Source organism: Pantoea sp. X-Soil-ISGK-421 (assembly GCF_059730785.1).
Window position 1 is genome coordinate 3754333 of record NZ_AP035979.1, and the last position, 23991, is coordinate 3778323.

21 protein-coding genes are annotated in these 23991 nt (G+C 55.5%); 9 read left to right on the forward strand and 12 right to left on the reverse strand.

Annotation, left to right across the window (positions count from 1 at the left end; genetic code table 11):
- Positions 1-63: 63 nt before the first annotated feature.
- From aroB to pilM, 7 genes are all read right to left on the reverse strand, one after another.
- A complete protein-coding gene (gene aroB / locus AC6I8K_RS17425; RefSeq protein WP_064739727.1) occupies positions 64-1152 on the reverse strand; it encodes a 3-dehydroquinate synthase in 1089 nt (362 codons plus the stop codon).
- A 39-nt stretch (positions 1153-1191) separates the two neighbouring features.
- Positions 1192-1713 (reverse strand): shikimate kinase AroK, encoded by a 522-nt coding sequence (gene aroK / locus AC6I8K_RS17430; protein WP_008107887.1) that lies wholly within the window; start codon positions 1711-1713, stop codon positions 1192-1194.
- A gap of 481 nt (positions 1714-2194) precedes the next feature.
- Positions 2195-3454 (reverse strand): DNA uptake porin HofQ, encoded by a 1260-nt coding sequence (hofQ, locus tag AC6I8K_RS17435; RefSeq protein ID WP_497827125.1) that lies wholly within the window; start codon positions 3452-3454, stop codon positions 2195-2197.
- On the reverse strand, positions 3396-3776 hold the full coding sequence (locus AC6I8K_RS17440; protein ID WP_483816353.1) for a HofP DNA utilization family protein: 381 nt from the start codon (positions 3774-3776) through the stop codon (positions 3396-3398). The genes hofQ and AC6I8K_RS17440 overlap by 59 nt, the downstream gene beginning before the upstream one ends.
- On the reverse strand, positions 3766-4260 hold the full coding sequence (locus tag AC6I8K_RS17445) for a HofO family protein (RefSeq protein ID WP_483816354.1): 495 nt from the start codon (positions 4258-4260) through the stop codon (positions 3766-3768). Before AC6I8K_RS17445 ends, AC6I8K_RS17440 begins: the two co-directional genes overlap by 11 nt.
- On the reverse strand, positions 4253-4795 hold the full coding sequence (locus AC6I8K_RS17450; RefSeq protein ID WP_497827126.1) for a PilN domain-containing protein: 543 nt from the start codon (positions 4793-4795) through the stop codon (positions 4253-4255). Before AC6I8K_RS17450 ends, AC6I8K_RS17445 begins: the two co-directional genes overlap by 8 nt.
- Positions 4795-5604, reverse strand: a complete 810-nt coding sequence (gene pilM, locus AC6I8K_RS17455; RefSeq protein WP_483816356.1) for a pilus assembly protein PilM — start codon at positions 5602-5604, stop codon at positions 4795-4797. The genes AC6I8K_RS17450 and pilM overlap by 1 nt, the downstream gene beginning before the upstream one ends.
- Positions 5605-5847: 243 nt before the next feature.
- Here pilM and mrcA point away from each other — a divergent pair, with 243 nt between their 5' ends.
- On the forward strand, positions 5848-8388 hold the full coding sequence (gene mrcA, locus AC6I8K_RS17460) for a peptidoglycan glycosyltransferase/peptidoglycan DD-transpeptidase MrcA (protein WP_064739733.1): 2541 nt from the start codon (positions 5848-5850) through the stop codon (positions 8386-8388).
- A 50-nt stretch (positions 8389-8438) separates the two neighbouring features.
- Here mrcA and nudE read toward each other — a convergent pair whose 3' ends face one another.
- On the reverse strand, positions 8439-9005 hold the full coding sequence (gene nudE, locus AC6I8K_RS17465; RefSeq protein WP_064739734.1) for an ADP compounds hydrolase NudE: 567 nt from the start codon (positions 9003-9005) through the stop codon (positions 8439-8441).
- Positions 9006-9401: 396 nt separating this feature from the next.
- Between nudE and AC6I8K_RS17470 the strand changes: the two genes are divergently transcribed.
- The 5 genes from AC6I8K_RS17470 to pckA all read left to right on the forward strand — a co-directional run bounded on the left by AC6I8K_RS17470 (position 9402) and on the right by pckA (position 15475).
- Complete coding sequence (locus AC6I8K_RS17470; RefSeq protein ID WP_483816357.1) at positions 9402-11543, forward strand: intracellular growth attenuator family protein; 2142 nt, start codon at positions 9402-9404, stop codon at positions 11541-11543.
- A 53-nt stretch (positions 11544-11596) separates the two neighbouring features.
- The gene (yrfG, locus tag AC6I8K_RS17475) at positions 11597-12265 is read left to right on the forward strand and encodes a GMP/IMP nucleotidase (RefSeq protein WP_064739736.1); all 669 of its coding nucleotides are present in this window, start codon (positions 11597-11599) and stop codon (positions 12263-12265) included.
- Between the two features lie 18 nt (positions 12266-12283).
- Entirely contained in the window at positions 12284-12685 is a 402-nt protein-coding gene (gene hslR, locus AC6I8K_RS17480) for a ribosome-associated heat shock protein Hsp15 (RefSeq protein ID WP_064739737.1), read from the forward strand.
- A gap of 24 nt (positions 12686-12709) precedes the next feature.
- Positions 12710-13582, forward strand: coding sequence for an Hsp33 family molecular chaperone HslO (gene hslO / locus AC6I8K_RS17485; protein ID WP_064739738.1), 873 nt, complete (start codon positions 12710-12712; stop codon positions 13580-13582).
- Positions 13583-13855: 273 nt separating this feature from the next.
- Complete coding sequence (gene pckA, locus AC6I8K_RS17490; protein ID WP_483816358.1) at positions 13856-15475, forward strand: phosphoenolpyruvate carboxykinase (ATP); 1620 nt, start codon at positions 13856-13858, stop codon at positions 15473-15475.
- 73 nt (positions 15476-15548) lie between these two features.
- Here the strand turns inward: pckA and envZ are convergent, their stop codons facing one another.
- Positions 15549-16913 carry a two-component system sensor histidine kinase EnvZ gene (gene envZ / locus AC6I8K_RS17495; protein ID WP_064741228.1) on the reverse strand — a complete coding sequence of 455 codons (1365 nt, stop codon included), beginning with the start codon at positions 16911-16913 and terminating at the stop codon, positions 15549-15551.
- Positions 16910-17629 carry an osmolarity response regulator transcription factor OmpR gene (gene ompR / locus AC6I8K_RS17500; protein WP_001157751.1) on the reverse strand — a complete coding sequence of 240 codons (720 nt, stop codon included), beginning with the start codon at positions 17627-17629 and terminating at the stop codon, positions 16910-16912. Before ompR ends, envZ begins: the two co-directional genes overlap by 4 nt.
- 500 nt (positions 17630-18129) lie before the next feature.
- On the opposite strand from ompR, the gene yjbE reads away from it, so the two are divergent.
- The gene (gene yjbE, locus AC6I8K_RS17505) at positions 18130-18369 is read left to right on the forward strand and encodes an exopolysaccharide production protein YjbE (RefSeq protein ID WP_064741230.1); all 240 of its coding nucleotides are present in this window, start codon (positions 18130-18132) and stop codon (positions 18367-18369) included.
- 56 nt (positions 18370-18425) lie between these two features.
- On the opposite strand, the gene greB is transcribed toward yjbE, so the two are convergent.
- On the reverse strand, positions 18426-18914 hold the full coding sequence (gene greB / locus AC6I8K_RS17510) for a transcription elongation factor GreB (RefSeq protein ID WP_064741231.1): 489 nt from the start codon (positions 18912-18914) through the stop codon (positions 18426-18428).
- Between the two features lie 192 nt (positions 18915-19106).
- On the opposite strand from greB, the gene AC6I8K_RS17515 reads away from it, so the two are divergent.
- A complete protein-coding gene (locus tag AC6I8K_RS17515; protein ID WP_497827263.1) occupies positions 19107-21434 on the forward strand; it encodes a Tex family protein in 2328 nt (775 codons plus the stop codon).
- 114 nt (positions 21435-21548) lie between these two features.
- Positions 21549-23237 (forward strand): alpha-amylase family glycosyl hydrolase, encoded by a 1689-nt coding sequence (locus tag AC6I8K_RS17520; RefSeq protein WP_497827127.1) that lies wholly within the window; start codon positions 21549-21551, stop codon positions 23235-23237.
- Here AC6I8K_RS17520 and bioH read toward each other — a convergent pair.
- Positions 23218-23991 (reverse strand): pimeloyl-ACP methyl ester esterase BioH, encoded by a 774-nt coding sequence (gene bioH / locus AC6I8K_RS17525; protein ID WP_064741233.1) that lies wholly within the window; start codon positions 23989-23991, stop codon positions 23218-23220. The two genes, AC6I8K_RS17520 and bioH, sit on opposite strands and share 20 nt — an antisense overlap.

A 23991-nucleotide genomic window follows, 5' to 3' on the forward strand; every position in this document is an offset into this window, starting at 1 on the left:
TAGCCTCCTCCGTAAAACGACGCGCTTCCCACACGCCGCATCACCACTCGTCACGTCTAATAATCAGGGTTTCTGGCAATCGTTAATTGCAGCCAGCACCATATCATGTGCAACACCTGCACGCACTTCAGAGCGGCCAATAGCGAGAGGCAGCACCAGACGCAACTCGCCCGCCAGCACTTTTTTATCGCGCATCATGTGTGGCAAATAATCTTCCGCTGCCATGCTCGCCGGGCCATGCACTGGCAAACCGGCACGCAACAGCAGCGCGATAATACGATCGGTTTCGCCCGAGGTGAACTGACCCAAACGTTCAGCGGTACGTGCGGCCATCACCATGCCAGCCGACACCGCTTCGCCGTGCAGCCAGTTGCCGTAGCCCATATGCGCTTCAATCGCATGACCAAAAGTATGGCCCAGATTGAGCAGTGCGCGTACGCCGGTTTCGCGCTCATCAGCCGCTACCACTTCTGCTTTTAGCTCGCAGCAGCGACGGATACAGTAAGCAAGGGCTTTTTCATCCAGCGCCAGCAGAGCATCAAGGTTCTGCTCCAGCCACTGGAAGAATTCGCCATCAAGAATAATGCCGTATTTGATCACTTCCGCCAGACCGGACGCTAATTCGCGCGGCGGCAGAGTGGCCAGGCAATGGGTATCCACAACGACAGACGCAGGCTGATAAAACGCCCCAATCATGTTTTTGCCGAGTGGATGGTTTACCGCGGTTTTTCCACCGACGGAGGAGTCAACCTGAGACAACAAGGTGGTCGGCACCTGAATAAAGCGCACGCCACGCTGATAGCTGGCTGCAGCAAATCCGGTCAAGTCACCAATCACTCCACCACCGAGTGCAATCAGCGTGGTATCACGGCCGTGCGGCTTTTTCAGCAGCGCGGTGAACACCTCGTCCATTACAGCCAGCGTTTTGTACTGCTCACCATCAGGCAAAATGACTTGATCCACCTTTACACCGGCATTGCTAAGAAGCGCTGACAGGGGTTCGAGATAGATCGGCGCCAGCGTCTGGTTTGTCACCAGCATGGCATTGTCGCCTGCTTTGAGCGGCCAAAAAGAAGCCGGATCGTTAAACAGTCCGGCAGCGATGGTAATGGGGTAACTGCGATCCCCGAGTGAAACAGTGATCTTCTCCATGATGACCGATACCTATTGCTGAGCCCTCAGGGCGCTGGATTAGTTCTTTTCCAGCATGTTGATGATCTGATTGGCCACCACTTTTGCACTTTGATCGTCAGTGCGAATAGTGACATCAGCGATCTCTTCATAAAGCGGATTACGTTCACCTGCTAGCGCTTCCAGTACTTCGCGCGGCGGTGATTCAACCTGCAACAGCGGACGCTTTTTATCACGCTGGGTACGAGCAAGCTGCTTTTCGATGGTGGTTTCAAGGTATACGACCACACCGCGGGCGGAGAGACGATTACGGGTCTCGCGGGATTTGACTGAGCCGCCACCGGTCGCGAGCACAATGCCTTGCTTCTCGGTCAGCTCATTAATGATCTTTTCTTCACGATCGCGGAAGCCTTCTTCGCCTTCCACATCAAATACCCAGCCTACATCCGCTCCGGTGCGTCGCTCAATTTCCTGATCGGAATCGAAAAATTCCATATTGAGTTGCTGAGCCAACTGACGACCAATAGTGCTTTTGCCGGCACCCATCGGCCCAACCAGAAAGATATTGCGTTTCTCTGCCATTTTATCGGTATTACTAAGAATTCGTTGATGATACCCCGCGTTCAGCGTAGCTGGCGGGACAGGAACTGAGACCTCATGAGCGTTAACAAGAGTCAGACGGAAAATTATCTCAACACTCATGGCCGTTTGGCAACCGAATAAATTGCCCCCGGCGACCTCTTAACAGGACCGGTCTGTGGTTCGCGAGACGGTAACGCACCTTCGCTAATCCACTATATTTCGTGCTACAGGCACGCTGGCCGGGGTCATCCACTGTAATCGCTTACTGATGTAAGCACAGTAAATTCACTCATTTAACGTCTTACTGAAGCTCGAATTATTTTGGAGATATTTCTTTTGACGTCAGTATCGCTTGTGACCGACGTCATTCGGAAGGTTATTCTGCCGCGTTCCGTTACACCGTTTTGAAAATCGCTAAACCTTGTAAGCTAATTCCAGCCCTGCGTCAACGCAGTTGGCCTCACAGAACGAATTTTCCGCTTTATCCGGCAGTAAGCGCTGCTTCCCTGACCAGTCTGGGGGTAATAAAGATCACCAGCTCCTTTTTCTTCTGCTCATCAGATTGCTGGCGGAACAAATTCCCCAGCAGCGGCAGGTCGCCCAGCAAGGGTACGCGTTTTTCGCTCTGCGAGCGCTGCTGTTGGAAAATGCCACCGAGCGCTAAGGTTTCGCCATCGCGCAGCGTCACCTGCGTTTCGATCTCTTGTTTATCAATACTCAGCACCTGATTGTCGCCGATGCTTAAACTGCGTCCCGGCAAGTTCTGGCTGAGCCGCAGCTTGAGCTGGATTCGACCATTTCCCAGCACCACGGGCGTTACCTCCATGCCCAGCACTGCCTCTTTAAATTCGATGGCCGTCGCACCACTGTTGCCCGATTTCACCTCGTAAGGAATTTCGGTTCCTTGCTTGATGCTGGCGGTTTGCTGATGCGAGGTAAACAGCCGCGGACTGGCGATAATTTCGATTTGGTTCTCCTGCTCCAGCGCACTCAGCTCAAGATTGAGCAATTCACCGCTGAACTGGCCCAGCGTCACGCCAGCGCGAAACGCCGGATTGCCCACCGCCAGTGGAATGTCGAGTAGCGGGTTGCGCAGCGCCTGCGTCACCACCTCCGCTGGCGACGTACCCCAATTAACGCCCAGCTCACGTAAATGCTCTTCATTAATGGTGACGATATGCGCGGCAAGCTCAACCTGCTCAAGCGGTAGATCCAGCGCTTTAAGCCAACGCTCGGTGTCTCGCAGCGCCTCGGCCGTATCACGTAGCAGCAAACTGTTGGTGCGACTATCTACCGTGACGCTACCGCGCGGCGTCATCAACGAACGCTCGGCCTGAAGGCTCCGGTAGATATCGCTGGCACTGGCGTAATGCAGCATCACCGTTTGTTGAGCCAGCGGCGTTTGCTGTTTCTCCTCCTCGCGCTCCACCTTTTCCTGTTGCGCCTGCAGCTGTTGCCAGCTTTCCGGATAGACCAGCAACACGCCCTCTTCCTGCACCACGGTGAGTTTTGCCAGTTGCGTCACCAGCGCAAGCGCGCGATGCCAGTCAACATTATCTAAGCGCAGCGACAGCCGACCTTCAACGCCCGGCGCAATCAGCAGATTGGTCTGCTGATAATCTGCCAATGCCTGCAAAATGCGTTCAACTGGCGCGTCATCAAACGTTAGGCTTAACCGATCATCATTGGCGCTTAGCGGCATGCTCAGACAAAGCAGGAGCAGTGACGTCATCCATTTCATAAAAACCTCCTTTTATTACCCATGTGATTTGCTGCGGGGTGCAACTTTGCACAGCGTTCAACACCAACGTGCGGGATGTAAGCTTTACCACTTGCCAGGGTGGCTGTGGGAAGGGCGTTTGATCAAGTAGTTGATAGCTTTTGCCTTGCGGCGACACCAGCCACGCCACGAAGCGCGGCGCCGTGCCGATGATGCCCTGCAAGCGCCAGCCTTCTGGTGCGGCAACCTGCGCCTGGCACCGCGTTTCTGCCAGCGGCTGGAAAGGATCGCGGGCGAATGCCAGGGAGCTGCAAAGTAGTAATAGCAACGTATTACTCCGCATCTTCGCTCTCCAGCCAAAGCTGCGTTTGCAGTACGCCCTGCTCGGCTTGCAGCTGAAAACGCTGTGGAACAGGTAATGAGGTGGTGGCCAGCTCGCTAAACAGGGGCAGAAATTGCGACCAGATGAGCCGTAACTGCAGCTGTTGCGGCTGGCTGTCCGGCTGCCAGGCCTCAAGCTGACTGCCGCGCGCAGCCACAATCCTCTCCAGCGTTTGCTGAAAGCCAGCATCCAGCAACGATTGCTGCAGCGCGCTAATCTCGCTCTGTAAGTCCCTCATGGCCGGAAGTGCAGCCAGCTGTTGCAGCCGCTGCTGTTGCTGTTGCTGCATCTGTTCCAACTGCCGCTCTTGCGTGTCATTCATCTGTTGTTGTGGACGAAGCAGCACAATCCACGTCAGCGCAAAGAGCAGCAGGGATAACATCAACAGCCACACCATGCGCAGCGGCAGCGTGAGCATCAGCCAGCGCAGCAAGAGTTCATTCATCTGCCACCTCCTGCACACGCGCATGTAAAGCGAAACGATAGTCACCGCCAAGCTCGCGCTTCACACCGCCCTGCTTTACGCTGCTGAACAGCTGCTGGGTCATTAGCTGATGACGAAAGTCACTAATTGCCGCCATGCTCTGCGCCTGCCCTTCCAGTAGCAGTTGTCCTTGTCGCCGCTCAAGGCGATTAAGCCACAAGGTGTCGGGCATTAATTCCGGCAACTGCTGCCAAAAATGCTGCCAGCGCTGATGCTGATCTTGTCGTTGCTGCAGCGCCCGCTGCGCCTGAAGGAGTGATTCTCGCTGCTGTAGCAATAATTGCTGCTGTTCCAGCTGTTGTTGCAGCGAGTTGAGGCTATAGGTGCTATCCATCAGCGCTTGCGCCTGTTGCTGCCGTGTAATTACGCCGCGCCACCAGAGTAAGCAGAGGATGAACAAGGTGAATACCAACGTAAGGGCCAGCAGCGACATGCTCTGCTGGCGTCGTCGCTGCGATTGCTGGATGCGCCAGGGAAGTAAGTTGACCGCCAGCATCACGCATCCTCCGGACGCAGCGCCAGTCCAAGCGCGATAGCGAAATGACCTTCTTGCGCAGGCAACGGCGGCTGTAGATAGTGCAGCAGCGAAAACGGCTTGCAGCGCTTAACCTGCGGCTCAGGTAAAACCTGCGTTGACGTGCAGAACACGCATTCCATCTGCGGGAAGGTTTCGCGCAACTGCGCGAGCGTAAGAGGTTCCGTGGCCGCACCTGACAGGGTGCTTTCACCCGCCAGCGTCCACAGCCAATGATCGCTGAGCGGATGTATCAATAAGTGGTTGTGACGCAAAGGCATGCGCAGGGCGATCTGCGTTAGCGCCAGGCTACTCAATTCAAGCACATCCGGCCGCAAATCCGCCTGCTTGAGCGGCGTCAGCCATTGTGCAATGACCTCGCGCCGCGCCGCAGTAACGCAAAGCGGCGAATCCTTGCCCGGCGAGCGATAATCCAGCGACAGCGACGCAGGCTCGACAGGAAACAGGCGTTGCGCGGAAGCCGCCACATAGCGTCCCAACGCTGGCTCACGCAGCGAGGTTTCTGGCAGTGGCAAGGTACGTTGCAATACCAGTTGCGGCGGTAGCCCAACGCGCAGTGAATAGCGTTTCGGCAGATGGCGCTGCCAACGCCCTAACATATCCAGTAACGCAGGCGTGGTTTGCAGCACGCCGTTTCTTAACGTATCTTGCGGCAGCGTTTGTTGCCACCAGTGTCGTAACTGCCACCCATGACGTCGGCGTTCGATGCCAAGGGCGCACAGTTGCCCGTTTTGGATATCCAGTCCAATTTGCCAGCGCTGAAAAGCCATACGCGCGATCTCCTTATCATTAAAAGGTAAGCGTGCTGATACCCTAAAGAATTGGCATTGCAGGAAGGCGGCAAGTGGGCGCATCCCCAGCCACTTACTAAAGTAAGTGACTGAGGTGAACACACGCAGCCAACGCACCGGCAACTTCAATTATGGCGGGTATATGAATGCGTCAGGCTTGTCTTTATACTACCGCGCGGTTGCTTATAAACTGCTCAAACGACAACAGATGGGAATTCTCAGGTGAAGTTCGTAAAGTATTTATTGATCCTTGCAGTGTGTTGCATTTTGCTGGGAGCCGGCACGGTTTATGGTTTGTACAAATACATAGAGCCGCAGCTGCCCGATGTGAACACATTGAAAGATGTGCGCCTGCAAACTCCTATGCAGGTTTACAGCGCGGATGGCGATCTGATCGCCCAGTACGGCGAGAAGCGACGTGTCCCGCTGACCCTACAACAGATGCCGCCTGAGTTAATCAAAGCGTTTATTGCCACCGAAGATAGCCGTTTCTACGAGCATCATGGTGTCGATCCGGTGGGGATTTTCCGTGCGGCCAGTATTGCGCTGATGTCCGGTCACGCCTCACAGGGCGCCAGTACCATTACTCAGCAGCTGGCGCGTAACTTCTTCCTCAGTCCAGAGCGCACCTTAATGCGCAAGATTAAGGAAGCGTTTCTCGCCATCCGCATCGAACAGCTGCTGAGCAAAGATGAAATTCTTGAGCTGTATCTCAACAAGATTTATCTCGGCTATCGCGCTTATGGCGTGGGCGCAGCGGCGCAGGTCTATTTTGGTAAACCTATTGATCAGCTATCGCTGAGTGAAATGGCGATGATTGCCGGTCTGCCGAAAGCACCGTCAACCTTTAACCCGCTCTATTCTCATACGCGTGCGCTGTCGCGTCGTAATGTGGTGCTGGCGCGTATGCTGGATCAAAACTACATCACGCAGCAGCAATATAACGAAGCACGCAACTCGCCGCTCACGGCCAGCTATCACGGCCCGGAAATCGCTTTCTCGGCACCTTACTTAAGTGAAATGGTGCGTCAGGAGATGGTGAAGCGTTACGGCGATAAGGCTTATGAAGACGGCTACAAGGTTTACACCACCGTTACGCGTCACCTTCAGGAAGCCGCGCAGCAGGCGGTGCGTAACAATGTGATGGCGTATGACATGCGCCACGGCTATCGCGGACCGACCAACGTGCTGTGGAAAGTGGGCGAAGCCAGCTGGGATCAAACCCGCATTCAGAACGCACTGAAAAACTTGCCAACGTATGGCCCGCTCAATGCGGCCGTGATCACCAGCGCCAGCGCCGATCAAGCCACGGCAATGTTGAAAGATGGCAGCAGCGTGACACTCAACATGGCGGGTGTACGCTGGGCGCGCCCTTACAAATCTGACACGCTGCAAGGCCCAACGCCGCGCAGTGTGACGCAGGTGCTGCAAGCCGGCCAGCAGATTTGGGTGCGTAAAGTGAATAACGATTGGTGGCTGGGCCAGGTTCCATTAGTGAACTCCGCGCTGGTGTCGCTCAATCCAGAAGATGGTGCCGTTCGCGCATTGGTCGGCGGTTTCGACTTCAACCAAAGCATGTTCAACCGCGCAACCCAAGCGCTGCGCCAGGTCGGCTCCAACATCAAGCCGTTCCTCTACACCGCAGCGATGGATCGCGGTTTAACGCTGGCATCAATTCTCAATGACGTACCGATTTCGCGCTGGGATGCCGGTGCCGGTGCCGACTGGCGTCCGAAAAACTCACCGCCAACCTATGCCGGTCCTATCCGTTTACGCCAGGGTTTGGGTGAGTCGAAAAACGTGGTGATGGTGCGCGCGATGCGTGCGATGGGCGTGGATTACGCGGCGGAATATCTGCAGCGTTTCGGCTTCCCGGCGCAGAACATCGTGCATACCGAATCGTTAGCGCTAGGTGCGGCTTCATTTACCCCGATGCAGGTGGTGCGCGGCTACGCGGTGATGGCGAACGGCGGCTTCCTGGTCGATCCGTACTTCATCAGTAAGATTGAGAACGAACAAGGTGGCGTGATCTTTGAAGAGAAACCGAAAATTGCCTGTCCGCAGTGCAACTTGCCGGTGATCTATGGCGATACCAAAAAGTCGGTGGCGCTGAATGAAGAGAGCATTGAAAATGTCGCCACTTCCGATCAATCGCAGAACCAAACCGTGCCCCAGCCTGAGCTGGAGCAAGTTCCTGCGCAGCCTGGTGGCGAGCAGCAGTATGCACCGCACGTGATCAACACGCCGCTGTCATTCCTGATCAAGAGTGCGCTGAACACCAACATCTTCGGCGAACCCGGCTGGATGGGAACGGGTTGGCGTGCCGGTCGCGATCTGAAACGTAACGATATCGGCGGTAAAACCGGTACCACCAACAGCTCGAAAGATGCGTGGTTCTCAGGTTACGGTCCGGGCGTGGTGACGTCAGTGTGGATTGGTTTCGATGATTCACGCGCGCTGGGTCGTTCAACCATGTCAGGCGCGATTCCGGATCAAATCTCCGGTTACGAAGGCGGCGCGAAGAGTGCGCAGCCAGCGTGGGATGACTATATGAAATCTGCGCTGGAAGGCGTGCCGGTGCAGCCGCTGACGCCGCCGGATGGCGTGGTCACCGTCAACATCGATCGTGGCACCGGCAAGCTGGCTAACGGCGGCAATTCGCGCCAGGAGTACTTCATCAACGGTACCCAGCCGACGGAGTATTCGGTTCATGATGTAGGTACCACCATCATGGACAACGGCGAAAGCCACGAACTGTTCTGATCAAAAAAGCCGGCAACTCTGCCGGCTTTTTTTTATTCTGTGAAATGATTTTAGTAGCTTAACCGACCCTGCTTCACCAGCCACTCGCGCACCATGAACAGCGCACTGACATTACGTGCTTCGCGGAAATCGGGTTCATCCAACAGTGCCAGCAAATTATTCAGCGGCCAGCGATGCACAATCAGCGGCTCCGGCTCATCGCCTTCCAACTTCTCTTCGTACAAGCCTTCCGCTACCACGATGTTCATCTTGCTGGAGAAGTAAGAGGGCGCCATGGTGAGCTTGCCAAGCGCTTCCAGTTTGGTGGCACCAAATCCCGCTTCTTCTTTCAGTTCGCGATCGGCCGCTTCAAAGGCGCTTTCGCCAGGATCGATCAGCCCTTTCGGAAAGCCCAGTTCGTAACTTTCCAGACCCACGGCGTACTCCTGAATCAGGATCACATCATCGCCGATGATGGGCACAATCATCACCGCTTCACGGTCGGATGGCTTCATGCGTTCATAGACGCGGCGCGCGCCATTGCTGAAAGCGAGATCGATCGCTTCAATGGTGAACAGGCGGGAACGGGCAACCGCTTCCACATGGAGGATGTCAGGTTTTTTCATTGGGGTTTTCATATCAGCCTCAAACTTAGCACAACCCTGTGAAACGTGATGACGCCAGCATACCGAAGCCAGAACTATTGTGCGACACGCAGCTAAAGTAAACTATGGTGACACACATTCACTTACTGCTGCTAACAACTTCTTGTTATCTATACAGTTAGAAATTCACAATAAGTCAACGGTGTTTTGTTAAATTCAGAAAATGCCGATATTTAATTGAGTCGTGTCTGGTTAACATCCCGTTGAGGAATAATCTACCAAACTATAATTAAATGATTTTGCGCGTTATTTTATCTGACTTTTCCCTTGTCAGAATGACATCTGCTCGCCAAAATTGACTTTATTGATGGATTCATCGGGAGCACATCGTTAACGTGAAGGCAGTTTTTTGGCTGGATTGAGCAAAGCATGAGCACTTATATTGTCATTCTGGCTGTCATGCTCGCCTGTTCCTTATTAGCAGGTATCGGCTATTGGTACGCTATGCGGCATCGTCCGCCGTTGGCGAAACCGCTGCCGTTTATCAGTCCGCCAAATCGAAAGCTCACTGACGAAGAGCGCGATGCCGTTGAAAAGTACCTTGCGTTGCTGGCCAAACAGCAACAACAGAGCAGTGCACAATCTGTAAAGAAGTCACGCGAACCTGAAGCGCTGACGCTCACCGCACAAAGCAATAATGTCTACCCCGTAACGCGTTCCATCACCCGCTATGGTCTCTCCACCGACGATCCACAGAAGTGGCGCTACTATCTCGACGAAGTCGAAGTGCATCTGCCGCCGCTGTGGGAACAGTACATCGCCGAAGAGAACTACGTTGAGCTCATCCGCACGCAAACGCTGCCGCTGGTCATTTCGCTCAACGGTCACTCGCTGGTGAATTACGCCGTGGAACAACCCGCGCTGCCGCCGCTGGTGCGCCCTGTGTCCACCAACGCATCGATTCGCAAAGAAGAGAGCGAGAACGTTGAGCTACTGCAGGTTCGTAAAGAGACTGCAGAAGAGTATCAACTGTCACGCGCCGACGGCACGCGTGAAGCGATCGTCATCTGTCTTGCTTTTCTGCTGTTCTTCCTGAGTCTGGTACTGCCCGGCAGTTTAATGGGGTGGATTGCCTTGCTCGGCTGTCTGATGATCGCCGTCAGCCTGTGGTTCCTCTATCGCTTCCCCGGCGCCAAAGGTTTGCGCGATGTGCATTGCCTGCGCGGTGCGCCTAAGCGCTGGGGCCTGTTCGGCGAATCGAATCAAGAACAGAGCAACATCTCGCTCGGCATTATTGATCTCATCTATCCTACGCACTGGCAACCGTATGTCGCGCACGATTTAGGTCAGACCACCGATGTCGACATGTACCTCAATCGTCAGGTGGTGCGTCAGGGCCGCTTCCTGTCGTTGCAGGACGAAGTGCGTAATTTCCCGGTGCAGCGCTGGCGTAAAAATCTGGTGCTGGCGTGCGGCTCGCTGTTGGTGCTGGTGATGTTGTTCACCTGGATTCCGCTTAGCATGCCGATCAAACTCAGTCTGGCATGGGTAAAAGGGACTGAAAGTATTGAAGTAAACAGCGTTGATAAGCTAAATGCGCTGCCGCTGCACATTGGCGATAGTTTGAAAGTGGGCGGCACCGGTATGTGTTCGGTGCCAGGCAATTATCAAAGCAACCGCAGCTACGCCTACTTGCCGTTCGACTGTTCAGCGATTTACTGGAACAACGCGGCCCCGCTGCCACAGCCGCAATCGGACATTATCGATAAAGCCTCCGCGCTGCTTGATACCACCACGCATCAGCTGCATCCGGAAACCAACACCGATCCGAAACTCAATCCGCAACTGGCCTCAGCGATTCAGAAATCGGGCATGATTCTGCTGGATGACTTCTCCGATTTGGTATTGAAAACTCAGGATCTGTGCAGCCAGCAGCAGGATTGTGTACGACTAAAAAATGCGCTGGTGAATCTCGGCAATGCTAAGGATTGGGATTCGCTCATCCACCGTGCCGATTCCGGCAAGCTGAATGGCATGAACGTACTGCTGCGCCCGGTGAGTGCGGAAGCGCTGGAAAACCTGGTTAACACCGCCACGTCCAGCTTCTTCTCGCGTGAAACCCGTCGCGCGGCGGAAAACCTTAATAGCCCGCCGCCGGGTGGCTTCCTGATTATCAGTGATGAAGGTCGTCAGATGGTGACGCAGCCGCAGCCGTCGGTACCGCTGTTCGATCTGGATGCCCCTTCGCAATGGCGCGAGTTGCAACGGATGTCCGGCATGCTGCTGCACACGCCGTTCGCCGCCAGCGGCATCATTACTAGCATTACCACCGATGCAAATGGCACGCGCCATATCGCGCTGCATAACGAACCCGATGCCATGGCGCAATGGCGTTATTTGGGTACCGCGCTGTTGATGCTGGTGCTGATTGCCAGCGTCGTGATCAACGGCTTGCTGGCGCTGCGTCGTATTCATCGCAATCGCCTGCGCATGGCGGAAATTCAGCAGTATTACGATAAGTGCTTCAACCACAATCTGAACACTATGCAGAGCGTGCGCTCGCTGTTCTGAGCCCTTCCCTTCTGTGCTACCCTGTCGCCCACTTTTTTGCGGCGAGAAAGAAAATGCAGGTTACGCTTAACTGGTCAGAGATTGATACCGTGCTACTGGATATGGACGGCACCTTGCTCGATCTCGCCTTCGACCGCCACTTCTGGCTGGAACACGTTCCGGAAACCTTAAGTCGTGAACGCGCCATCACGCTCGGCGAAGCGCATCAGCTGATTGAGCAGAAGTATCAGGCCGTGGTGCATACGCTAAACTGGTATTGTCTCGATTACTGGTCGCAGGAACTGGCGCTGGATATTCGCGCCATGACGTGGGAGAAGCGCCACCGCGCGGCAATGCGTGAAGATACGCTGCCGCTATTGCAGGCGCTGCGTGCTGCAGGTAAGCGCACGATTCTGCTGACCAATGCGCATCCGTACAATCTGGATGTCAAACTGGAGCAGACCGGATTAGCTGCCCACCTTGATTTATTACTTTCCACCCATACCTTTGGATATCCGAAAGAGGATCCGCGTCTCTGGCAGGCCGTTCAGCAACACACTGCGTTTGACAGCGCGCGCACGCTATTCATTGATGATAGCGAAGCGATTCTTGATGCAGCCACACGCTGGGGTATTCGCTGGTGTTTAGGCGTCAGTAATCCGGATTCCGGCCGGCCCGATCTATGTTTCCAGCGCCATCCGGCGGTAAGAGATTATCGTCAATTGTGTGAGACGCTGCGCTAAAGCAGGAGCCGCAATACGATGAAAGAGAAAGTGAGCGAAGGCGTCCGCCTCGACAAATGGCTGTGGGCCGCACGTTTCTACAAAACGCGTGCGCTGGCACGCGAAATGGTGGAAGGCGGCAAAGTGCATTACAACGGCCAGCGCAGCAAGCCCAGCAAATTGGTGGAGCTGAACGCCGAACTGACGCTGCGTCAGGGCAACGATGAACGCACGGTAGTGATTACCGCCGTCACCGATCAGCGCCGTCCGGCCACTGAAGCCCAGGCGCTGTATGCCGAAACGGCCGCCAGCATCGAAAAGCGTGAAAAGACCGCGCTGGCGCGCAAGATGAATTCCTTAACCATGCCGCACCCCGATCGCCGCCCGGACAAGAAAGAGCGCCGCGATCTGATGAAATTTAAATTGTCGGGCGATAAATAACGCGCCCCCAACGAGAGAAACACTATGTCTGCAAACGATCAACTGCACCGCTACCTGTTTGAAAATGTCGCCGTGCGTGGCGAGCTGGTTAACGTGACGGAAACCTGGCGTGAAATCGTCAAAAATCATGACTACGTTGAACCGGTAAAAACCTTGTTGGGCGAGCTGCTGGTGGCCACCAGCTTGCTGACGGCGACGCTGAAGTTTGATGGCGACATCACGGTACAAGTGCAGGGCGACGGTCCGCTGACGCTGGCGGTGATCAACGGTAACAACCGCCAGGAGCTGCGTGGCGTGGCGCGCGTGAAAGAAGACGCCGAGATCGCACCGGGCAGCAGCCTGAAAGAGATGGTGGGCAACGGTTATTTGGTAATCACCATCTCGCCAGAGAAAGGCGAGCGTTATCAAGGCGTAGTTGGCCTGGAAGCGGATACGCTGGCGGGCTGCCTGGAAGATTACTTCATGCGTTCTGAGCAGTTACCAACGCGCCTGTTTATTCGCACCAGCGAGCAAGGTGCGGCGGGCATTCTGTTGCAGGTGCTGCCAGCGCAAGAGCCAAGCCTGGATGATTTCAATCACCTTGCCACGCTGACCGAAACCGTGAAAAGCGAAGAGCTGATTGAGCTGCCCGCTACCGACGTGCTGTGGCGCCTGTATCATCAGGAAGAAGCCACCGTGTTCGATCCGTCGCCGGTCAGCTTCAAGTGCACCTGCTCCCGCGAGCGTTGCGGCGAAGTGCTGAGAACGCTGCCAGAGGAAGAAGTGGACGAAATCCTTGAAGAAGATGGCAAAATCGATATGCATTGCGACTATTGCGGTTCGCACTATGTTTACGATGCTGTGGATATTGCCGCCATTCGTAACGCGCCGACCAACAACAGCGATCAAGTGCATTAATCGCCTGCCGGGCGGTTCATCCGCCCGCATTTCTTCTGAACGTATCCCTATCATTTATCACGGTTATTAGCTTAATAACGCTGACTTTAGTTTCATAAGTGGCAGATTTCTCTACTTGTCACGTTCCAGCTCGCATTTCTGACTATCTTCTCTTTTCCGCTGTGCTCATAAGAGTACACTGCGCGCGATCTGCCCTGCGTGGCTATGCAGGCAGGCAGCAGAATCCCCCATAAAAAATATGCAGTAACAGATACCGATTAAAGGAGCAGTCACATGCGCGTTAACGGCCTGACATCGCAAGACCTCGCCTCTATGGGCATCAGCGGCACCACGGAAGTGGTGTACAACCCTGATTTCGACACCCTGTTTCAGGAAGAAACTCGCCCAGAGCTGGAAGGTTATGCGCGAGGCATTCTGACGCAGAGCGGCGCCATTGCCGTGGATACCGGCATCTTCACCGGGCGCTCGCCCAAAGATAAGTACATTGTTCGGGATGACACCACGCGTGACACACTGTGGTGGAACGATGTCGGCAACGGCAAAAATGATAACCAGCCGCTGTCACAGGAAACCTGGCAGGCGCTGAAAGATCGCTGCACCCAGCAGCTTTCCGGCAAACGTCTGTTTGTGGTTGATGCGTTCTGCGGTGCCAATCCTGACACGCGCCTCAGCGTGCGCTTCGTGATGGAAGTGGCCTGGCAGGCGCACTTCGTGAAAAACATGTTTATCCGTCCGGGCGAGGCCGAACTGGCTAACTTCACACCCGATTTCGTGGTGATGAACGCGGCGCAGTGCACCAACCCGGACTGGCAGGCGCAGGGTCTGCACTCGGAGAATTTTGTCGCCTTCAACCTGACCGAGCGCATGCAGCTGATTGGCGGCACCTGGTACGGCGGCGAAATGAAGAAAGGCCTGTTCGCCATCATGAACTACCTGCTGCCGCTGAAAGGCATCGCGTCGATGCACTGTTCGGCCAACGTCGGCAAAGCGGGCGATGTGGCGGTGTTCTTCGGCCTCTCCGGCACCGGCAAAACCACTTTATCCACCGATCCGGATCGTCAGCTGATTGGCGATGATGAGCACGGCTGGGATGACGATGGCGTGTTCAACTTTGAAGGGGGCTGCTACGCCAAAACCATCAATCTGTCAGCGCAGGCGGAGCCGGAAATTTATCGTGCTATTCGCCGTGATGCGCTGCTGGAAAACGTGGTGGTGCGCGCCGATGGCACTGTTGATTACGCCGACGGCAGCAAGACCGAGAACACCCGCGTCTCTTACCCGATCGAGCATATCGAAAACATCGTGCAGCCGGTCTCAAAAGCGGGCCATGCGAAGCGGGTGATTTTCCTCACCGCCGATGCTTTTGGCGTGCTGCCGCCGGTTTCACGCCTAACGCCAGAACAGACGCAATATCACTTCCTTTCTGGCTTTACCGCCAAGCTGGCCGGCACCGAGCGCGGCGTAACCCAGCCGACGCCGACCTTCTCCGCTTGCTTCGGCGCGGCGTTCCTGACGCTGCATCCTACGCAGTATTCGGATGTGCTGGTGAAGCGCATGGAAGCGGCGGGGGCGCAGGCGTATCTGGTGAATACCGGCTGGAATGGCAGCGGCAAGCGCATCTCGCTGAAAGACACGCGCGCTATCATCAACGCGATTCTGGCGGGTGAGCTGGACGATGTTGAGACGGAAACCTTGCCGGTGTTTAATCTGCAGATGCCGAAGCATTTACCGCAGGTGGACAGCGCAATTCTCGATCCGCGCCGCAGCTGGCCAACGGAAGCAGCCTGGCAGCAAGCCGCGCAGGATCTGGCGCAGCGCTTTATCACCAACTTTGAGAAGTATACCGATAACGACGCCGGGAAGGCGCTGGTGCAGGCCGGTCCACAGCTGTGATGTGAAATCCAGGTGGGCATAAATGCCCACCCTACAAACCAACCGTAGGGGGCGCATTCATGCGCACCTGGCATCAAACACTATGATTAATACTCACTACCGCGGTACTGCCGCTGCCTTCTGGGATCGGCAACCACGCGCGGATACGTAACCCACCACGATCGCTTTCGCCAATCTCCAGCGAGCCTTCATGCGCATCGATAATACGTTGCACAATCGCTAAACCGAGGCCGGTGCCGCTAGTGCTACGCGCGCTGTCGCCGCGCACAAATGGCTGGAACAGATGCTGTAACTGATCTGGTTTAATGCCCGGACCATCATCTTCCACCTGGAACCACGCGCGGTTCAGCTCCTTGCCGCTGCTAACCTTAATCCATCCGTTACCGTAACGCGCCGCATTGACCACCAGATTCGCCAGCGCGCGTTTAATCGATAACGGGTTGATATCCAGCATCACATCTTCGGTCATCACTGCGTTCTCAATCTCGCGCTCGTAGCCGCTCTCTGCCGCGACCACTTCGCCCAGCACGCTATTGAGGTCGGCGCGCTCGGTCTGCATCTCCTGACCGGTACGCAGATAATCGATGAACTGCTCGATAATCGCGTTGCACTCTTCGATATCTTTGTTGATCGACTCCGCCAGATAACCATCCTGCTCGCCCATCATCTCGGTGGCGAGACGAATGCGCGTCAGCGGCGTACGCAAGTCATGGCTGACCCCCGCCATCAGCAAGGTACGATCGTCGGCCAACTGCTTCACACCGGCCGCCATTTGGTTAAACGCCCGCGTTACCGAACGCACTTCAGATGCACCGTATTCGCGTAGCGGCGGCGGAATAATGCCTTTACCGACCTGCAACGCCGCATGTTCCAAATCCACTAAGGGTCGGTTTTGGATGCGGATAAATAGCCAGGCACCGCCAATCGCCAACAGCATAATTGCCAGCGTGTAGCGGAACAGCGGGGAAAAATCGCCCTGATGGATTTCAGTGAGCGGCACGCGCACCCAGATATCCGGCGACAGCCAGGTTTTCAGCCACACCACCGGCGAGTTTTTATTGACCTCGACACGCACGTCGGTGGGGCCGCCCAGCTGCTGGCCCATCTGTTCACTGAGGAATTCGTAATGCTGCGCCCAGCGCAAACCGCTCTCTTCCGCCGCCGCGTTGGTATACAACGAGATGCCCAGCTCACGATAAATTTCGCGTCGGAAGGCCGGTGGCACTTCCAACTGTGTTCCATCTTCCAGCTGCAGCCGATCGGTCATCAACATACGCACTTCGTACGCGAGGACCTTGTTGAACTGCTGCAAGCTTGGAAGAATGGCGAAATTGAGCACCACCAAATAGGTTGTTACCAGGCTGACGAACAGCAAGGTAACAATCAATAACAAGGTGCGGGCAAACGAACTGCGGGGTGAGAAGCGCAATCGCCTCATGCTTTGCTGCCGTCCGGAACGAATACGTAGCCAAGACCCCAAACGGTCTGAATGTAGCGTGGGTGCGCCGGATCTTCTTCCACCATACGACGCAGACGGGAAATCTGCACGTCGATGGAGCGTTCCATGGCGCTGTATTCACGGCCACGCGCCAGATTCATCAGCTTATCGCGTGACAGCGGCTCACGCGGATGGCTCACCAGCGCTTTTAGCACGGCAAACTCCCCGCTGGTCAGCGGCATTGGCTCATCTTCGCGGAACATCTCGCGCGTGCCGAGGTTCAGCTTGAACTTACCGAAGGCGATAACCGCTTCTTCCTGCGAAGGCGCGCCTGGCAGTTCGTTAGCCTGACGACGTAATACGGCACGAATACGCGCCAGCAGTTCGCGCGGGTTGAACGGTTTTGGAATGTAATCATCCGCACCAATTTCCAGCCCAACGATACGATCCACTTCCTCGCCCTTCGCGGTGACCATAATGATTGGCATTGGGTTGCTTTGACTGCGCAAACGGCGGCAGATAGACAAACCATCTTCGCCCGGCAACATCAAGTCGAGCACCATCAAGTGGAAGGATTCGCGGGTTAACAGTCGATCCATTTGCTCGGCGTTGGCAACGCTACGCACCTGAAAGCCCTGCTCGGTGAGATAGCGCTCCAGCAACGCACGCAGACGCATATCATCATCGACGACCAGAATTTTGTAGTTCTCTTGCATGTTCAACTCCCAAAGGCGCCATTGCCTGAGCCAATATTGTTAAAAAAAGAGGCCTCAGTGTGACAGTCATTAATGGTTTATATTCTAGCCGAAATTGTTACAAAGCATATTAAACAGCGGCTTATATTTATTTTTAGCCCTGAAATGCGCTTCGCTTCGCGTTTTTTATCTGTGCTTTCAAGCTGCTTAGCGCTTATCTGAAAATTTGGCGCATTTTCTTTCTGTTACTGGTTCATGACAGAAATTCTCACGCGCAGAACGGCGCGCAGCGCAATTTGGCTTAAGGACACGGTGCGGAATACACTTTCAGCGTGCGGTGGGCAGTATAAAATCTCGTGATTTAGCTTTGGGCCGCGCAACTGCTCTCGGAACAATTCCACGCCGAAAACAAACAAGACCAGCATTAAATAAAGGCTGATAAATCAGTAAATAAACAGCCCTTTCTTCTCAACACGCGATCTCTGACACTGCGGTCATTGAGTTCATGTGGAGAGATAAAAATGAAAAAAACCGTAATTCTGCTGGGCGCATTAGTACTGACCAGCTTCACTCAGGTTCAGGCTGCCACCAGCGCGGGCGAAGCGGCGGGTGCGCAGGCATCCACGACCGCGAAAGGTAACTCTGATGCTATCGGTGTTGGCGCCGTAGGCGCGCTGCTGGGTGTGGCGTTAGCAACCATGGGCGGTGGCGATAAAGGCAGCAGCACGTCAACCACCACCGCGACCACGCCAGGCAAATAATACGAACGCGCACATCCGTCGTAGGGTCGCCATTCATGGCGACCAGCACACGCTCTTTAAGGCGTCTCTTTCACATATTCGATGCTGTTCACGAACCACATCTTCTGCCCTTCAGGCGTGTTGACCACCACTTCGTCATCCACTTCTTTCTTGATCAGCGCGCGCGCCATCGGCGAATCGATCGAGATATACTCTTTCATCGTCTCGCCATAAATTTCATCCGGGCCAACAATGCGAAAACGCTTCACATCGCCCTGCTCATTCTCCACTTGCACCCAGGCACCAAAAAACACTTTGCCCTCCTGCTGCGGCGCGTAATCAACAATTTTCAAATCGGCGAGGCATTTGCGCAGATAGCGCACCCGGCGATCGATCTGGCGCAGCAGACGTTTATTGTAGGTGTAATCGGCATTTTCCGAGCGATCGCCCAGGCTGGCCGCCCAGGAGACGATTTTGGTCACTTCGGGACGCTTTTCATTCCACAAATGGTCGTGTTCAGCGCGCAGCTTGTTATAGCCTTCGCGGGTAATCAGTTGGGTTTTCATGACTTCAACTCGTGGTGACGGCGTTTCTTCGCAGCAAAGAGGCTAACAATAAGCGACCGATTCGCCATCAGCAAGATTGCGCGCGCTGCATTCAGAAAAAGACGGATTCACTGGCCGCTGGCTGGCAATTTTCGGCCTCATTCCGTATAACTGTCCCCTATTTCCAACCCTGTGTAAGCATTGTTAATGATGATGAAAGATTCACTGAGCCAGATTATCGCAGGTGAGCTGAAGGCACGCGCCGACCAGGTAGATGCTGCCGTTCGCTTACTTGATGAAGGGAACACCGTGCCGTTTATCGCACGTTATCGTAAGGAAGTGACCGGTGGACTGGACGACACCCAGCTGCGTTTGCTGGAGAGCCGTTTGGGTTACCTGCGCGAGCTGGACGATCGTCGCCAGTCGATTCTGAAATCTATCGACGAACAGGGCAAACTCACGCCTGAACTTGCCACCGCCATCAACAGCACGCTGAATAAAACCGAGCTGGAAGACCTTTACCTGCCGTACAAACAGAAGCGCCGCACGCGTGGACAGATCGCGATTGAAGCCGGTCTGGAACCGCTGGCCGAAACGCTGTGGCAGGACCCCTCACAGGATCCCGAGCAGTTGGCTGCCGGCTACGTTGATGCCGATAAAGGTGTTGCCGACGTTCGTGCCGCGCTGGATGGCGCACGCTACATTCTGATGGAGCGCTTTGCCGAAGACGCCACGCTGCTGGCCAAAGTGCGTGAATATCTGTGGAAGAACGCGCATGTGGTGGCACGCGTGGTGGAAGGCAAAGAGGAAGAAGGCGCGAAATTCCGCGACTACTTCGATCACCACGAAGCGCTGAGCGGCGTGCCGTCGCACCGTGCGCTGGCGATGTTCCGCGGCCGCAACGAAGGCGTGCTGCAACTGTCGCTGAATGCCGATCCGCAGTTCGAAGAAGCCCCGCGTGAAAGCTATGGCGAAACGCTGATCGCCGAACATCTCAACTTGCGCCTGAATAACGCACCGGCGGACAGCTGGCGTAAAGCGGTAGTGAGCTGGACGTGGCGCATCAAGGTGCTGCTGCACCTTGAAACCGAATTGATGGGCACCATTCGTGAACGCGCTGAAGATGAAGCCATCAACGTATTTGCCCGTAACCTGCACGATTTGCTGATGGCCGCACCGGCTGGCATGCGCGCCACCATGGGCCTCGATCCAGGCTTGCGTACCGGCGTAAAAGTGGCAGTCGTGGATGCCACCGGCAAACTGGTCGCCACCGATACCATTTATCCGCATACCGGCCAGGCGGCAAAAGCGGCAACGGCTGTCGCTGCGCTCTGCGCTAAACATCAGGTTGAACTGGTGGCGATTGGTAACGGCACCGCCTCGCGCGAAACCGAGCGTTTCTTCCTCGACGTGCAAAAGCAGTTCCCGCACATCAACGCGCAAAAAGTGATTGTCAGCGAAGCCGGCGCATCGGTGTATTCGGCATCTGAGCTGGCAGCGCTGGAGTTCCCGGATCTCGACGTTTCGATTCGTGGCGCGGTGTCCATCGCGCGTCGCCTGCAGGATCCGCTCGCCGAGCTGGTGAAGATCGATCCGAAATCCATTGGCGTAGGCCAATATCAGCACGATGTCAGCCAAAGCCAGTTAGCGAAGAAACTGGATGCGGTGGTGGAAGACTGCGTGAACGCCGTTGGCGTCGATCTCAACACCGCATCAGTGGCGCTGTTGACCCGCGTGGCCGGTTTAACCCGCATGATGGCGCAAAATATTGTCAGCTGGCGCGATGAGAACGGCCGCTTCCAGAATCGTCAGCAATTGCTGAAGGTGAGCCGTCTCGGGCCAAAAGCCTTTGAACAGTGCGCGGGCTTCCTGCGCATTAATCACGGCGACAACCCGCTGGATGCCTCCACCGTGCACCCGGAAGCTTATCCGCTGGTTGAGCGCATTCTGACCGCCACTGAGCAGGCGCTCAATGAGCTGATGGGCAATCCCGGCAGCTTGCGCGATCTCAATGCACGCGAATTTACCGATGAGCGTTTTGGCTTGCCAACGGTAACCGACATCATCAAAGAGCTGGAAAAACCGGGCCGCGATCCACGTCCTGAGTTTAAAACCGCGCAGTTTGCGGAAGGCGTGGAAACGCTTAACGATCTACTGCCTGGCATGGTGCTGGAAGGCGCGGTGACCAACGTCACCAACTTCGGTGCGTTCGTCGATATCGGCGTGCATCAGGATGGTTTGGTGCACATCTCCTCCCTTTCCGACAAGTTCGTTGAAGATCCGCATCAGGTGGTGAAAGCCGGCGATATCGTCAAAGTGAAGGTGATGGAAGTGGATATGCAGCGTAAACGTATTGCGCTCACCATGCGTCTGGATGAGCAGCCAGGTGAAAGTAATGCGCGCGGCAGCAACCGCAGCGCAGGTAAGGAAAACACCCGTCCAGCGGCCAATAACAAAGGTCGTGGCAAACCCGCCAGCTCGCCTGCCGGCAACAGCGCGATGGGCGATGCGCTCGCCGCGGCATTGGGTAAAAAACGCTAAGTTCCTGCTGTAAATAACGCGCGGAGAGGGAGATGTCTCCGCGCGTATCAGCTTGATAAATCTCCTCATCCAACTACGCTGAAAAAATAACCTTCCGCGTGGCTCTGCGATCCAATGGATATTATCAACGCCTTAATCGATGAGATTTATCACGGCAACTTTCCTGTCGCGGCGCGTGAACGCCTGCTTTCGCACATTCGTGCCGCGCGCGATACGGTTAAATTGCCACGCAAGGCGCACTGGGATGAGAAAGATGTGGTGCTGATCAGCTACGCCGATCAGTTCCGCGAACCCGAACAACCGACGCTCGCCAGCTTCTCGCGTTTTTTTCAGCAGCACCTGCAATCCACTTTTAGTCTGGTGCATCTGTTGCCGTTCTTCCCCTATTCCTCAGACGATGGCTTCTCGGTTATCGATTATCATCAGGTCAATCCGATCTGCGGCGACTGGCAGCACATCAGCGCGCTGCACAGCGAAACACGCCTGATGTTCGATTTTGTCTGCAATCACATGTCGGCGCATAGCCGCTGGTTTCGCCACTTTCTGGCGCAGGATCCCGGTTGGGATGATTTCTTTATCAGCATGCCGCCCGCGACCGATCTCAGCGCGGTAACGCGCCCACGTACCTCACCGCTGCTTACCCCGTTTGCCATGGCCAATGGCGAGACGCGCTATATCTGGACCACCTTTAGCGCCGACCAGATCGACCTCAACTTTGGTAATCCGGACGTGCTGATTCGCATGGTAAATGTGCTGCTCGATTACCTGATCAAAGGCGCGGATTATGTGCGACTCGACGCGGTGGGCTACATGTGGAAAACGCCGGGCACCAACTGCATTCATCTGCCGAAAACGCATCAGTTGGTGAAGCTGTTTCGTGCCATCGCCAATGAAGTGGCGCCTGGCACGGTGATCGTTACCGAGACCAACGTGCCGCACAAAGACAACATCAGCTATTTCGGCAACGGCAAAGATGAAGCGCAAATGGTGTATCAGTTTTCGCTGCCACCGCTGGTGTTGCACGCCATTCACTCCGGATCGGCGCGCGCGCTGCGTCAGTGGGCCAGCACACTGGATTTAGGCGGCGGCACTACCACTTTCTTTAACTTTCTCGCCTCGCATGACGGCATTGGACTGAATCCGGCGCGCGGCATTTTATCGGAAGTGGAGATTGTGGCGCTGGTACGCGATTTGGCGCTGGAAGGCGCGCTGGTCTCCTACAAGAACAATGCCGATGGCACCACCAGCCCGTACGAAATCAACGTGACCTATTTTGATGCGCTTAATCAGCAAAGCGACGACGATGACACACGTCTGCGCCGCTTCCTGCTGGCGCACGCGATTCTGCTGGCGTTTCCCGGCGTACCGGCGATCTACATTCAAAGCATTCTTGGCTCGCGCAATGATAACGAGGGCGTGCGCGCCGCCGGTCATAACCGCGCCATCAACCGTGAGAAGTACAGCCTGCGTGAAATGGAGCAGTGGATTAGCGGCGGCAATTCGTTACGGCAGCAGGTGTTTGAACGCCTCAGCGCGCTGATTCAGCTGCGTACGCGCCAGACCGCGTTTCATCCCGATAATCCCATGACGCTGCTGGAGAGCGAAAATACCTTGCTGGTATTGCGGCGGCATCAGCCGGATAGCGGAGAGGGTTTACTGTGCGTGTTTAATCTCAGCAATCATGACGTCACGACGCAGTTACCGTTGGCGCGACATGTGCAGGACGTGATTAGCGGGGAGAAGATGGATGGCAGCCAGCCAATAACGCTGGCTGCGTGGCAATTTATGTGGCTGCGCGGATGAAGTTCGTTATCAATTGAGTAAACGCTTCAGGATGCGAAATGAACGGGGCGTGCGCGGCTTTCTCCATCACCACCGATGATGAATGTGGCCAGCGTGTATCCAATTCCTCTGCGATACGCCGCGGCACCAGCCCATCGAGATAACCATAAACCCGCAGGAACGGCAGCGTCAGATCGTCGAGCGATGCGCGCAAATCATCCTGGCGCAGAATCTCCAGGCCACCTTCCAGCACCTCAACCGACGGCATTGGCTGCGATAACACCACGTCTTTCAGCTGACGCGCATCCTGCCGCGCATTTTCCGTGCCCATGGTTTGCAGCGCCAGAAAACGTTCCACGGTGCGCTGGAAATCAGTGCCGAGCTGCTGCTGGAAATTTTGCAGCGTTTCGGGTTTGATGCCCGGCCACGCCTCTTGCGCGGTAAAACACGGCGATGACGCCACGCTGATCAGCGCTTCAACGCGATCCGGCTGGGTTAATGCCAGCTGACTGGCGACTAATCCCCCCAATGACCAGCCGATCAGCACCGCGCGATCCGGTAACTGCGGCAACAGCTGTTGCGCCATTTCCGCTAAGGTCAGCGGCCCAAAACCCTGGCTGCGGCCAAAGCCCGGCAGATCCACCAGATGCAGGCGAAAATGCGGGCTGAGTCGCGGAACAATGCCTTGCCACACTTCGGCGTTCAAACCCCAGCCGTGCAGCAGCACAAGATCGCGATCGCCCGTGCCTGTGGTGTGCCAGTAAAGCGAACTCAT